The 13,854-nt window shown below is 59.3% G+C and carries 8 protein-coding genes, 1 pseudogene and 1 CRISPR repeat array; of the genes and pseudogenes, 6 read left to right on the top strand and 3 right to left on the bottom strand.

What is annotated here, in order from left to right; all coding sequences use genetic code 11:
• A pseudogene (locus NJC38_RS28590) lies at positions 1 to 308 on the bottom strand (RNA-guided endonuclease TnpB family protein); the annotation flags it as partial.
• 240 nt (positions 309 to 548) lie between these two features.
• Between NJC38_RS28590 and NJC38_RS28585 the strand changes: the two are divergent.
• The 6 genes from NJC38_RS28585 (at position 549) to NJC38_RS28560 (ending at position 8,329) form a co-directional block, all read left to right on the top strand.
• On the top strand, positions 549 to 1,082 hold the full coding sequence (locus NJC38_RS28585) for a hypothetical protein (protein WP_253118138.1): 534 nt from the start codon (positions 549 to 551) through the stop codon (positions 1,080 to 1,082).
• Between the two features lie 320 nt (positions 1,083 to 1,402).
• Entirely contained in the window at positions 1,403 to 3,034 is a 1,632-nt protein-coding gene (locus NJC38_RS28580) for a methyl-accepting chemotaxis protein (protein ID WP_253118137.1), read from the top strand.
• Positions 3,035 to 3,112: 78 nt separating this feature from the next.
• On the top strand, positions 3,113 to 3,892 hold the full coding sequence (locus NJC38_RS28575; protein ID WP_045482721.1) for a transporter substrate-binding domain-containing protein: 780 nt from the start codon (positions 3,113 to 3,115) through the stop codon (positions 3,890 to 3,892).
• 522 nt (positions 3,893 to 4,414) lie between these two features.
• Entirely contained in the window at positions 4,415 to 5,134 is a 720-nt protein-coding gene (locus NJC38_RS28570) for a gluconate 2-dehydrogenase subunit 3 family protein (protein ID WP_045482725.1), read from the top strand.
• Between the two features lie 36 nt (positions 5,135 to 5,170).
• Entirely contained in the window at positions 5,171 to 6,940 is a 1,770-nt protein-coding gene (locus tag NJC38_RS28565) for a GMC family oxidoreductase (protein ID WP_045482728.1), read from the top strand.
• 12 nt (positions 6,941 to 6,952) lie between these two features.
• On the top strand, positions 6,953 to 8,329 hold the full coding sequence (locus tag NJC38_RS28560; protein WP_052483343.1) for a cytochrome c: 1,377 nt from the start codon (positions 6,953 to 6,955) through the stop codon (positions 8,327 to 8,329).
• 621 nt (positions 8,330 to 8,950) lie between these two features.
• A CRISPR array of direct repeats spans positions 8,951 to 11,618; the repeat unit is 28 nt; unit sequence TTTCTGAGCTGCCTATACGGCAGTGAAG.
• 143 nt (positions 11,619 to 11,761) lie between these two features.
• Here NJC38_RS28560 and NJC38_RS28555 read toward each other — a convergent pair.
• Both NJC38_RS28555 and NJC38_RS28550 read right to left on the bottom strand, forming a co-directional pair.
• Positions 11,762 to 13,525 (bottom strand): EAL domain-containing protein, encoded by a 1,764-nt coding sequence (locus NJC38_RS28555; protein WP_253118136.1) that lies wholly within the window; start codon positions 13,523 to 13,525, stop codon positions 11,762 to 11,764.
• A gap of 178 nt (positions 13,526 to 13,703) precedes the next feature.
• On the bottom strand, positions 13,704 to 13,820 hold the full coding sequence (locus tag NJC38_RS28550) for a zinc ribbon domain-containing protein (protein WP_253118139.1): 117 nt from the start codon (positions 13,818 to 13,820) through the stop codon (positions 13,704 to 13,706).
• Positions 13,821 to 13,854: the final 34 nt, after the last annotated feature.

Raw genomic sequence — 13,854 nt, 5'->3', positions numbered from 1 at the left:
CCGAGGCTGCGCCGAGCGCCGCCCGAGCAGCGCCAGCGTAGCTGACGCTTTTTGAACTGCTTGCGCCGTGTGACATATTCGTCGGCAACAGCCTGCACCGATTGGCTGTGCAGTCCCAGGTCTTTGCTGGCCCCGTTGGTGTACTTGTGAATGTCGAACGCCGACAGAAAACGACCATGCTCACGAATCGAGCGACTGCTCAACTCGTTTACGTAGTTCCACACAAAATTCACAGCACGAGACGCTTCACGCAGCTGCGCTGCATGCTTGTCTCGCACTCGAATCTTGAGGGTTTTGGTCGCTTTCATTTCAATCATGAAACACAGAATAGGGGCGGCTTTATGGATATTAACCCCTATGACCGCTTCGCGGTGGCGCTTTCATCCCCCACCTGAAGGAAGGGGCTTTTCGCGCCAGCTTGGTAAATGGCATACATAGCCCCGATCGGCTGAGCCGACGCCCGGCGTCGCCAGCCAGCAACCCGCCCCGGCTCGAAGATTTTCGGCTCTATGCTGTCTACTGACCCCCTCCCCTCACGGAAAGCCACCATGCAAAGCAAACTGGACCCGACCACCCGCGACGCCATCGCTTTTATCGAAGGCCTGTGCGAACGCCAACTGATCACCTGGCCAATTGATTTCGAGTTCCTTGCGACCACTGATGAAGATCTGGCCGAGACCTTCGGCCACTGGTTTGGTGGCCAGCGCTGGGCCGCGCAAGGCGACAGCTTCGTGCAGTTCGGCCAGGACGGCACCGGCTCGCTGTTTCTGCTGTGGTACTACCCCGGCCTGACTGGCACGCCGCCGGTGGTGTTCATGGGCTCGGAGGGCGAGTCGAGCCTGGTGGCGGGCAGCCTTGAGGACTTCATCCGCCAGCTGGGCTCGGGGCAGGTGTTCTACGTCGATAGCTGGGTCGAACCTGATGAGGACGATAACCAAGACATGGACTGGCAGGCGCTGGCCGAAGCGATTGATGAACGCTACGGTCTGAGTGATGAAACTGCGCAGCAATTGGCGGAACAAGCCGCTCGTTTGCACCCGGACTTTACCGGCTGGGTGGAGTCGAAGGTGGAGTACGTTTGAGCCGACCCGGCCACCGCCCCATGAGCAATCAGCAATAGGTCGGTGCATCAACCAGAAAATCTTGCTGCGGTATTTTGTCGCACCGGACCGCAGCAGCCCTTGACAGAAAACGCCCGCCAATCCAATGGCGTCAAATGGCTATCACGCGGGCGTTTCAGCCCTATCACCTGCTATTTCAGCCACGCCAAATTTCGTCGCCATAGCCGTTAAAAAAAGATAAATGGCCCCTGAACTTCACAAAGCCTAACAAGCGAGCTTTGCCTGAAACGGTTAAGGTCTGCGCGCCAGACCGCCCCCTCCTCCGTAGACAGGCTTTCAGCATGAACCTGAGAAACCTCAATATCGCCCCCCGCTCCTTGCTCTGCTTCGGCTTTTTTGCCCTGTTGATTTCGGCTTTCGGACTGTTCTCACTGTACGAGGCCTCCCAACTCAAAGACTCCCGGCAAGTGTTGCAGGACAAGGTGATGCCTGCCGTGAAGGCCATCGCCAATATTGAAAGCGACCTGCTGACCATCCGCCTTGGCAATACCAACTTGCGTACCGCCCAATCGCCACAAGCACTCCAGGTGGCCCACCAACGCATCAAGGATGGCCGCGCCAACCTCGAAGCCGATGTGAGGAAGCTCAAGCCACTGCTGACCAACCCGGATGGCCAGAAAGCCTACAGCCAGATGGAGGCCAACCTGATCGCTTATCTGGGCGTGCATACGCGCTTTCTGGAGCTGGTTGAGCAAAAGCGTGAAGACGCGATCAGCGCCATTACCGCGCCGGGTGGCGAGCAGACCCTGGCAGCCAACCGCCTGAGCAAGGACATCGAAGAGGTCACCCGCCAGGTCGAGCTGATGACCACCCGCTCCGGCGAACGGGCCGACGCGGTGTATGCCGAGGCGCAGTATGTGACCATCGCCGCGATCATCGTCGCGCTGATTGCCACCCTGGTCCTGGCGGCGCTGTTCACCCGTAGCCTGGTGGCACCGATTGCCCAGGCGCTAAATGTCGCCGAACAGATTGCCGGCAACGACCTGAGCAAGCCGATCGAGGTGAACGGCAATGACGAGCCGGGCCGCCTGCTCGGCGCCCTGGCGGTGATGCAGCAGAACCTGCGCCACACGCTGGGCGAGCTGGGCCACTCCTCCAACCAATTGGCATCCACTTCGGAAGAAACCAGCGCGGTCACCGCTGACGCACTGCGCGGTATCCAGCGCCAGAACGATGAAATCAACCAGGCGGCCACAGCCATCAATCAAATGAGCGCGGCGGTCGAGGAAGTCGCCCGCAATGCCGCACTGGCCTCGGATGCCGCCCAGGACTCGAGCCAGTCGGCCATCAATGGTCGCCAACGGGTCAGCGAGACGGTGGCGGTCATCACCGACCTGCACCATGCGGTCGGCAGCACCGCCACCGAGATCGACGGTCTGGCCACTCAGGTACAGAACATCAGCGGCGTGCTGGATGTGATTCGCGGCATCGCCGACCAGACCAACCTGCTGGCGCTCAACGCCGCCATCGAGGCAGCCCGTGCCGGTGAGGCAGGGCGCGGTTTTGCCGTGGTCGCCGACGAAGTCCGCGCCCTGGCACACCGTACCCAACAGTCCACCGCCGAGATCGAAAGCATGATTACCTCGATCCAGACCGGTGCTGGCAAAGCAGTCAACGCCATGGGCCTGAGCCGCGAACGCGCCCAGGAAAGCCTGACGGTCGCAGAAGCCGCCGGCAAAGCGCTGACTGAAATCACCGCCGCCATTGCTCTGATCAACGAGCGCAACATCAGCATCGCCACGGCCACCGAAGAACAGGCGCAAGTCGCCCGGGAAGTCGACCGCAACCTGACCAGCATCCGCGACCTGTCGCTGCAGAATTCTGCCGGCGCCAACCAGACCTCGGCCGCCAGCGGTGAGCTGTCGCAACTGGCGGTAGCGCTGAACGCGATGGTGATGCGCTTTCGCATGTAACCGATGCGGCTGCCGTAAGGGGCGTCAAAGCGGTTACCCTGCTGGTCCCTCAATACCAACAAGCGAGTAACCGCCCCGATGAATCTGCAATTGTCCGCAATCACCGCCCTGCTGTTGGGACTGTCCGGTCTGGTCCAGGCTCAAGAGCCGATCTCGCATCTGGACAGGGTCCAGCAGGCCGGCGAGCTGGCGGTGTGTACCACCGGCGACTACAAGCCTTACACCTATCGGCGCGCCGATGGCGAGTACGAAGGCATTGATATCAGCATGGCGCGCTCATTGGCGCAAAGCCTGGGCGTCAAGGTCAAATGGGTGCCGACCACCTGGAAGACCCTGATGCCGGACTTTCTCGCCAACAAGTGCGATATCGGCATGGGCGGGATCTCGGTGACGCTGGAGCGGCAGAAGAAGGCGTTCTTCAGCGACACCCTGGATGTGGACGGCAAGATCCCGCTGGTGCGCTGCGTCGATCAGGACAAATACCAGACCATCGAGCAGATCAACCAGCCGGCGGTGCGCCTGATCGAACCGGCAGGCGGCACCAATGAGGCATTTGCCCGCGCGCACCTGCCCAAGGCGCAACTGGCCTTCCACGACAACAACACCATTTTCCAGCAATTGCTGGATAAAAAAGCCGACGTGATGATTACCGACTCGTCCGAAGCGCTGTATCAGCAAAAGCGCTTGCCGGGCCTGTGCGCGGTGAACCCGTCGCGCTACATGCAGTACGGCGAAAAAGCCTACCTGCTACCGCGCGGTGATGCGGACTGGAAGAGCTATGTCGACCAGTGGCTGCACCTGAGCAAGGCCACAGGGGCTTACCAGAAGGTGCAGAGCGAGTGGCTGGCGCTGCCCTGAAGGCTGAAAGCGATAAGCTCGAGGGCCTGCGATGTCATCAGATAACCATGAAAATCTCACAAGATTTTCTTGTTAATCGGACATCCTAAAGACAGCGCAATCAACCTCAAGAATGCGACACTAGAGCGCTTGACTATCATTATGAAATCATTCGTTACATAGCCGAATGACTCTGATAACATCGTACAACCCGTGATGAGCAAGCGATCAAACCGTATCGCACCTCTATGTTCGAGCCGGGTCACCGTAATGACCCGGCCGTCCCGCTGCAAACGAAACACAATGAGAGCAGCCTAGAAGGCCTGCCAGCCCTGTTCCTGAATTGTTCGCCTACCTGGCAACGACCCCGGTCGTTTGCCCACGCTGTCGTTTGCCCTCAAGAAAGCGAGCGGCAGCCGGCGTGCGAACAGTCCAGCAACCTGTCGCCAACGTTCAAGCAGAGGGTCAGATGCGCCGTCAGGCGTGTGTTAGAGCCTTGTGTCGTCCGGGATTTTCTTGTGAGCAGTCATAGGTGATCCCTACATGTTGTTAAACAAACCGACATCGCGAAGGAAGTTTCTGCTTTCCTCCCTGATTGCCTTGCCGGCAATGGGTGTGACCGTCAAAGGCCTGAGTGCCGCGGCCGCCGCAGAGATGATTGCCCCGGGCCTGGACACCTACGCCCCGACCTTTTTCAGCCCTGGCGAATGGGCATTCGTGCTCGCCGCCACCGACCGCCTGATCCCCGCCGAAGGCCGTGGCCCTGGCGCGCTGGAAACCAACGTACCGGTGTTCATCGACCAGCAACTGGCCAGCGACCTGGGCAGCGAGATCTATCTGGAAGGCCCGTTCCCGGCCAACCCGCCGCCAACCATGGGCTACCAGATCCCGTTCACCCCACAGCAGATCTACCGTACGGCGATCAAGGCCGTGAACGCCTGGTGCCAGGAAAAGCATCGCGACAACTTCGCGGTGCTGGATGCGCCGGTACAGAACGACGTGCTCAAAAAGCTGCAAAGCGGCGAAGTCGACTTCAGGGCCTATGGCGAGGACATCCTCAAGTCCAAGCAGTTTTTCGGTGAGCTGCTGGGCCACACCAAGCAGGGCTACCTGGCCGACCCGATCTACGGCGGCAACAAGGGCATGAAAGCGTGGATTGCCATCGGCTTCCCCGGTGCCCGCGCCAGCTACGTCGAATGGGTCACCCAGCACAACGTCAAGTACCCCCTCGGTCCGGTCAGTGTCAGCGGCCAGCGCGGCTGACCCCGGAACATTCGCCTTCACGCAAGCAAGGTTTTTATGGCAAACATTACCAATGACGAAGTCGATGTCGTCGTAGTCGGCCTGGGTTGGGCCGGTTCGTTGATGAGTATCGAGCTGGCCCAGGCGGGCCTCAAGGTCCGCGCCCTGGAGCGCGGCGAAGACCGTACCAACAAGGACTTCGCCTACCCCAAACCGGCTGACCAGTACGCCTACGGCGTGCGCAACAAGATCATGGCAACCCCCAAAGATGCGGCCATGACCGTACGCCACAACACCAGCAGCATGGCGCTGCCGACCCGCAAGTGGGGTGCCTTCGAACCGGGCACCGGCGTGGGCGGCTCGGGCCTGCACTGGACCGGCGTGCTGATTCGCCCGACGCCGACCGACATCAAGCTCAAGACCTACGCCGACCAGGCCTACAAAAAGGGCGTGTTGCAGGACGACATGCGCATCGGTGACTTCCCGTTCAGCTGGGAAGAGATCGAGCCGTACCTCGACAAATTCGACATGATCTGCGGCCTGTCGGGCAACACCGGCAACCTGCGCGGGCAGATCATGGAAGGCGGCGACCCGTTCGAAGGCCCGCGTTCCAACCCCTACCCGCTGCCGGCGCTGAAAGACACCCTGAACTGCTCGATGTTCGCCGACGTGGCGCGCAAGCTGGGCTACCACCCTTTCCCCAACCCGTCGGCCAACGTCTCCCAGGCGTGGACCAACCCTTACGGCAACCAGATCGCACCGTGCAACTACTGCGGCTATTGCAGTAAGTACCCGTGCCTGAACTACTCCAAGGCATCGCCGCAGACCGCCGTGATGGATGCGCTTAACCGCATGGACAACTTTGACTACAAGGTCAATGCCAACGTCCTGAAGGTCGAGCTGCACCCGGACGGCAAGACCGCCAAGGGCGTGACTTACGCCGACGCCGACGGCAACACTGTGTTCCAGCCAGCGAAAATCGTGGTGCTGGCGGGCTTTCAGTTCGTCAACGTGCGCCTGATGCTGCTCTCCGGTATCGGCCAGCCGTATGACCCGGTGACTGAAACCGGCACCGTGGGCCGCAACTACGCGTTCCTCAGCAACGGTAACGCGACGCTGTTCTTCAAAGACAAGTTCTTCAACCCGTTCGCCACCGCCGGTGCCACCGGGCAGATGTTCAACGACGTATCCCCAGGCAACTTCGACGGCAACGCGGCGGGCTTCATTGGCGGCGCCAAGATTCACAGCTCGCAAGCCACCGGCGCGCCTATCGGCACCTCGTTGCCAGCCGGCACCGCCGACTGGGGCAAGGGCTGGAAAGAAGGCATGGTCGACTGGTACGGCCACTCGATGAAGGTCAGCATCACCACCACTTGTATGTCGTACCGCGACCACTACATGGACCTGGACCCGAACTACAAGGACCGCTGGGGCCTGCCGCTGGCACGGATCACCTTCGACTGGAAACAGAACGAGCTGAAACTGCAGCAGTACCTGCGCAAGATCGTCCTGGACATCACCAAGGAACTCGGCCCCGACAGCTACACCGAGAGTTTCCTGGGCATGGACTCGCACTGGGACCTGACCAAGTACGTCTCGACCCACAACGTCGGTGGCGCAGTGATGGGCGACTCGCCCAAGACCAGCGCGCTGAACCGCTACCTGCAGAGCTGGGACGTGCACAACGTATTCGTGCCGGGCGGCAACGCTTTCCCGCAGAACTTCCAGGCCAACCCCACCTCCATGATCGGCGCCATCACCCTGTATGCAGCGCAGGCGATCAAGGAACAGTACCTGAAAAACCCCGGCCCGCTGGTGCAGGCATAAGGAGCGAGAAAAGTGAAATCCAAATCCCGTTCCCTATTGCTCACCCTGGTGGTGCTGGGTGTGGTCCTGGCGCTGCTCGGCTGGCTGGTCGCAGGCTTGTTGAACCGCTCCGGTGATGCAACCGCGCAACTGACCCAGCCGGTCACCCCCGAGCTGATCAAAAAAGGTGAATACCTGGCCCGCGCCGGTGACTGTGTGGCCTGCCACACCGCCCACGGCGGCAAGGAGTTTGCCGGTGGCCGTGGCATCGAGTCACCGATCGGCACCATCTATGCCACCAACATCACGCCCGACAAAGACACCGGTATCGGTGGCTGGACCTACGGTCAGTTCGAGCAAGCGGTACGCCGTGGCATCAACCACGACGGCACGGCGCTGTACCCGGCGATGCCGTTCCCGTCCTATGCACGCACCAGCGATGAAGACACCCAGGCGCTGTATGCCTACTTCATGAATGGCGTGGCCCCGGTCAAACAGGCCAACAAGGCCAATGACATTCCGTGGCCGTTGTCGATCCGCTGGCCGCTGGCCTACTGGCGCACGCTGTTCTCGCCACTGCCGGAGGATGCCGCCGTGTCGCTCAAGGTATCGACCGATGGCAAAGACCCGCAGATCGCCCGCGGTGCCTACCTGGTGCAGGGCCTGGGCCACTGCGGCTCGTGCCACACGCCACGGGCACTGACCATGCAGGAGCGCGGCCTGGACGAGAAAAGCGCGACCTACCTGGCCGGTGGCGAACTCAATGGCTGGTCGGTGCCAAGCCTGCGCGGAATGCCGCACTGGACCCAGGAAGAGCTGGTTGATTACCTGGGCACTGGCCGCAACGCCAAGGCTTCGGTAGGCGGCGAGATGACCGACGTGATCGCCAACAGCACCTCGCACATGACCGACGCCGACCTGCACGCCATTGCCGCGTACCTCAAGTCGCTGCCGGCCAGCCAGGCCACCTATCAGCACGACCCGCAGCGCAGCGCGGCCACTGCTGCCAAGCTGACCGCTGCCAAGGACCTGACCCTGGGTGAGCGTCTGTATCTGGACAACTGCGGGGCTTGCCACTTCGTGGCCGGTGAAGGCGCATCGCGGGTGTTCCCGCGCCTGGACGGTGCGACCATCATCAATGCCGACAACCCGACTGCGTTGATCCACGTGATCCTGGCCGGCACCACCACCCCATCGACCGCCCGCGCCCCCGCCGTGCTGCCAATGCCGGGCTTCGCCTGGCGCATGGACGACAGCGAGACCGCCGCACTGGTGAGCTTCCTGCGCCAGGGCTGGTCGAACAATGCAGGTGCCGTGACGGCCAATCAGGTGCGTGATATCCGCGCCAACCTGAATGCAGGTCACGATACGGCCAAGACGACCCTGGAACCGTCGAAGCCGCAGCACTAAGCAAACATGGCCTGGTCATCTTCATGACCAGGCCATGGGTGTTGGCTGGGCAACCTGCAAGAGACTCCCTTTCTTTCGAGCAGCAAGCACAGGGCATGGCAGGAATAATGCCGATCAGTTAAGACTGGCCAGGTCCGTGGGAGACAGCTCTGCTGGCGACTGCAGGGTTACATCCACAGCAGATGTGCCGATTTTACTGGCCCTGTCGCAAGCAGAGCTCCCTCCCACAAGGCCCCAACCAGACCCGCCGGCCTCTTCGCGACCAAGGTCGCTCCCACAGAGTTATAGCGCCTGACGAACAGTATTGGCTTAAGTTGCAATACTGTTCGCTCAGGTACTGTATGCCCCCGGTGGGAGCGAGCTTGCTCGCGAAGAGGCCGGTAAAGTCACAGCAACTGCTGCGAATGTGCCGCCGCCTTCGCCAGCAAGCTGGCTCCCACCGGTCTAACTGACCAGTATTGGCTTTAGTTGCAATACTGTTCAAATAAGCACCGCATGCCTTTGTGGGAGCGACCTTGGTCGCGAAAGGGCCGGTAAAGTCACAGCATCTACTGCGAATGTGCCGCCGTCTTCGCCAGCAAGCGGGCTACCACCGGTCTAACAGAACAGTATTGGCTTTAGTTGCGAAGCTGCCTATACGGCAGTGAAGGTTCTGAAATCTGCGGATCCGGGCACACTGCATTTCTGAGCTGCCTACACGGCAGTGAAGTACCAAGCCGCTGGAAATCGACTGCGGCAACGTTTCTGAGCTGCCTACACAGCAGTAAAGCCAAGGCTCTCAGGACTGTGCGATTTGAATCTTTTCAGAGCTGCCTACACGGCAGTGAAGAACCAGAACTCGGGTGAGAGCCCGCGCGAGCTTTTCTGAGCTGCCTATACGGCAGTGAAGGCGCTCCAGCTTCTGGCGCTGGGCAGGGGAAATTTCTGAGCTGCCTATACGGCAGTGAAGATACTGATCATCGCGGCTATTGCGCCCGATACTTTCTGAGCTGCCTATACGGCAGTGAAGTCCTTTGCCGCCCGCTGGGCAGCATCAATAGATTTTTGAGCTGCCTATACGGCAGTGAAGACCACGGCCCTGTGAGGCTTCCCAATTCTCGCTTTCTGAGCTGCCTATACGGCAGTGAAGGCAGCTGTCCGTCGATCAAATCTGCGCCGGTCTTTCTGAGCTGCCTATACGGCAGTGAAGCACGTACCGACCCAGCTTGAGCGTGTTGTACATTTCTGAGCTGCCTATACGGCAGTGAAGATTTATGTACAGTTCGCGCCCTGTCCGGTTCTTTTCTGAGCTGCCTATACGGCAGTGAAGTCGCTGTGCTGCGAGTGCCTGCAGTCTGCGATTTTCTGAGCTGCCTATACGGCAGTGAAGGCCCCTACATACCCACCATGCTGCCCGGATCTTTTCTGAGCTGCCTACACGGCAGTGAAGGTTGTGCTGCTGACTGGCGACCCACCTGGTGATTTCTGAGCTGCCTACACGGCAGTGAAGTCGATGTTCGCTACCCCGTGGCGCATCCTGATTTTCTGAGCTGCCTACACGGCAGTGAATCAAGCTCCCCAACATCAGGATCGTCTACTACTTTTCTGAGCTGCCTACACGGCAGTGAAGGCGATGCCGCAGGTCACGGCCGAACTGGGTCATTTCTGAGCTGCCTATACGGCAGTGAAGGTGGTGGTCTTTCGCACCTGGTAGTCGATCAGTTTCTGAGCTGCCTATACGGCAGTGAAGTTAGGCTGTCGGGGTTTAGACCGAATCCCGAGTTTCTGAGCTGCCTATACGGCAGTGAAGTTAGGCTGTCGGGGTTTAGACCGAATCCCGAGTTTCTGAGCTGCCTATACGGCAGTGAAGTTCAGTGGCGGCGGCAGCGCAGCGGGGACCATTTTCTGAGCTGCCTATACGGCAGTGAAGAATCATTGAAGGTTAAGTTCTCCGGCAATTACTTTCTGAGCTGCCTATACGGCAGTGAAGGGACGGCCCACTTCGATTTGACATCCTGTAGATTTCTGAGCTGCCTATACGGCAGTGAAGGAAAAACAGGCCAGGGAGGAACAGCAGGAGCATTTCTGAGCTGCCTATACGGCAGTGAAGGAAGCGCCTGGCCCTGCTGATCTGCATCGCTGTTTCTGAGCTGCCTATACGGCAGTGAAGGCGGCGACGTTGTTAAGGCCTATGCGGATGTGTTTCTGAGCTGCCTATACGGCAGTGAAGCGCCAGCACCGCATCGGGCAGGTTGTTGATCGTTTCTGAGCTGCCTATACGGCAGTGAAGTCGGCGAATACGTGAGGACGTTGCGCGGAAGTTTTCTGAGCTGCCTATACGGCAGTGAAGGCACAAGGGTGCGACCCTGGGTGAGTCCGAGTTTTCTGAGCTGCCTATACGGCAGTGAAGGCCTGCGGTGTTTCAATCGGAGCCGGGGCCAATTTCTGAGCTGCCTATACGGCAGTGAAGGTGGCTCATCTGGCGGTGATGGCGAAGGAGAGTTTCTGAGCTGCCTATACGGCAGTGAAGGCGGTTGCGAGGTCTGCTGCGCCGCTGCCTGCTTTCTGAGCTGCCTATACGGCAGTGAAGCAGCCGACAATCAGGTAACCCATCCGCTGCCATTTCTGAGCTGCCTATACGGCAGTGAAGATCTAGCCAGTCTCGCCAAGTCGGCCGGGGTTTTTCTGAGCTGCCTATACGGCAGTGAAGTTGCCACCCATGGTGGTCGGCTCATTACTGGTTTTCTGAGCTGCCTATACGGCAGTGAAGCAATACACGGAGCAAATGCAGCAAACGATTTTTTTCTGAGCTGCCTATACGGCAGTGAAGGAATGCATGGCCAACCATCGGTATGTTTGCCTTTTCTGAGCTGCCTATACGGCAGTGAAGACCTGCTCAAGGACGGAAGCGACAAGGGCTGATTTCTGAGCTGCCTATACGGCAGTGAAGGTGCGCCGTGCTTCAAATGCCCAACTGACCTTTTTCTGAGCTGCCTATACGGCAGTGAAGCCTGAAATCAGGGCAGCACAAAGCACCGCACTTTTCTGAGCTGCCTATACGGCAGTGAAGTTACCGGCCTTGAAATCCGGCATGTTGCCTGGTTTCTGAGCTGCCTATACGGCAGTGAAGATCAGCCTGGGCCAGCTTGCGCTGGCCTTTCTTTTCTGAGCTGCCTATACGGCAGTGAAGTTTGAGGATCTGCCCCCTTTGGGATGGGTTTCTTTCTGAGCTGCCTATACGGCAGTGAAGGACCTGATCGACAGCGTCGCCACCCCGACCGATTTCTGAGCTGCCTATACGGCAGTGAAGTAGACACTCTGCTCTTTAAGCCTACGTTTTAAAAGAGAAAAGTGCTGATTCCGGGCCGGGAACCCTTTTTCTCAGCACCGACCTAACCCATTGATTTATATAGGCACAAGCCTGACCTCAAAAAAGAGGGCCTGGCAGGGGGGCTAGTCCTGCGCCTGCCCCGCCCACGCAAGCAACGCTTGCGGCCCCATCGGCCGGGCGATGTAGTAGCCCTGGATCTGGTCGCAGCCCCATTCCTTGAGCAACTCGTACAGTTCTGCGGTCTCGACCCCTTCTGCGACCACTTTGTAGCCAATGGTCTGCGCCAACTGGATGATCGAGATCACCACTGCGCGGTCCTTGGGGTTGATGCATGCATCGCGCATGAACGATTGATCCAGCTTCACCGTCGTGGCCGGCAAGGTTCTCAGATAAGTCCAGTTGCTGTAGCCCGTACCGAAGTCATCAATCGCCAGGTGAATGCCGCAGTCACGGATGCGCTCCAGATTACGGTGAGTCACCTGCGGGCTGATCATCAATGCCCCTTCGGTGAACTCAAGCTCCAGCAGATGCGGCTCGATGGCTTTCTCACGCAGCAAGCCGATCAAGTGCTCGACGAAGGCCGAGTTGGCCATGTCGGCGGCCGAGACGTTGATCGACACCGGCCAGTCATGCCCCAGCGCCTTCCATACAACCACTTGCTCCAGCGCATGATGCGCCACCCACAGACTGATCTTGCCAATCAGCGGGGTCTTTTCCGCCAGCGGGATGAACTCACCGGGGCTGATCAAACCAAGTTCCGGATGCCGCCAGCGCAGCAGCGCCTCGACGCCACACATCCGGCCCGTATGGGTATCCACTTTGGGCTGATATTCCAGAAAGAACTGGTCTTCACGCTCTACCGCGATGGTCAACGAACTCAGCAAGGTAAACGCACGCACTTGGGCCCGATCCAGCTCTGGCTCGAAGTACACCCAGCCCTTGCCCTTGTGCCGGGCATGGTCAGCCGAACTGACCAGACAGCGCAGCCAGTCTTCATGCCAGTCGCCACGGCAGAGCCGTAACATGCCCAGCCCGGCCCGCGGTTGCAGAGGGATACCGGAACATTCGATCGGCTGCTCGATTTCTCTGGAAAGCTGATCGATCAAGTCTGTGATATCGCCGTTGCCCGGCACCATGAAGCCAAAGCGCGTGGGGCTGATCTTGTACAGGTCGCGCTCGCCAATGATGACCTTGAGCTTGTCCTTGAGCAGCAACATCACTTTGGCTGCAAAGGGGTAGCCCAGCGACTTGACGATTTCATTGAGGAACGCCGGCGAGATCATGTCGGCAGCGATCACCGTCAGCGGCTCGTCACGGTTGCGGTACGCCTCAACGTCTTTTTCGAACTTGAGGCGGTTGAACAGGCCGATGGTGGCGTCAACATAGCTGGTTTCGCGCAAGTCGCGGATGCGCAACATGACCACTTTGGCTATTTGCTTGAGCATGGTCTGTTGCTCAGCATTGAGGCTGTCACGCGGCTGGGTGTCGATGATGCAGAACATGCCCAGCGGCACGCCATCGCCAGTCACCAATGGGTAGCCCGCGTAGAAGCGAATACCCGGATCGCCCTGTACCAACGGGTTATCGCGAAAACGCCGATCACTGAGCACATCAGTGATCTGAAAAAAATCATTGGTCAAGATAGCCCGCGCACAGAACGAGTCGATCAACGGAGTCTGCCCGACACTCATGCCCGACTGGGCCAGAAACCACTGGCGGCTGTCTTCAAGAATCGAAATCAGCGCAATCGGCACATCGAAATGCACGGTGGCCATCTGAATCAGCTCATCGAACATCTCATCCTTGATGCCCTCAAAACACGCCATGGCGTCCAGCACGTGCTGGTGCAGCGGTTTGGCTGAGGATGCGTTTGCTTCGTCCTGCACTTACAGATACCTCGTTAACGGGTGCTATCAACTGACACTCTAACGGCAATTGCTGACGCCCCCGACAAAAAAGCGCCCAAGGGTCAGCGTATCCTGAGCAGAGACAAGATTCGACACACTCCGTCGGTTACCCTCCTGCCTCGCTGCGCTTGTATGCCTGCTTGACATCCTCCCCGTCCTAAAGGGCGGGGATTCCCACAACTGGACGCTCATGCCCGAGCGCGAGAATGTTCTTTGCGGCGTTGACGTCGCGGTCGTGGGTGGCACCGCACCCACAACAAGTCCATTCCCTTATTCCAAGCCCTGCGATACCTCTCGGCCTCGAGTCC

Origin of the sequence: Pseudomonas sp. 21LCFQ010 (assembly GCF_024129905.1) — a bacterium.
In the GTDB taxonomy this organism is placed as follows: domain Bacteria; phylum Pseudomonadota; class Gammaproteobacteria; order Pseudomonadales; family Pseudomonadaceae; genus Aquipseudomonas.
This window is presented reverse-complemented; position numbering and strand designations above follow the sequence as displayed.

Coding starts and splice junctions, on each gene's coding strand:
- NJC38_RS28575 (WP_045482721.1), top strand. CDS start 3,113: ATGAATCTGCAATTGTCCGCAATCACCGCCCTGCTGTTGGGACTGTCC.
- NJC38_RS28585 (WP_253118138.1), top strand. CDS start 549: ATGCAAAGCAAACTGGACCCGACCACCCGCGACGCCATCGCTTTTATC.
- NJC38_RS28570 (WP_045482725.1), top strand. CDS start 4,415: ATGTTGTTAAACAAACCGACATCGCGAAGGAAGTTTCTGCTTTCCTCC.
- NJC38_RS28580 (WP_253118137.1), top strand. CDS start 1,403: ATGAACCTGAGAAACCTCAATATCGCCCCCCGCTCCTTGCTCTGCTTC.
- NJC38_RS28565 (WP_045482728.1), top strand. CDS start 5,171: ATGGCAAACATTACCAATGACGAAGTCGATGTCGTCGTAGTCGGCCTG.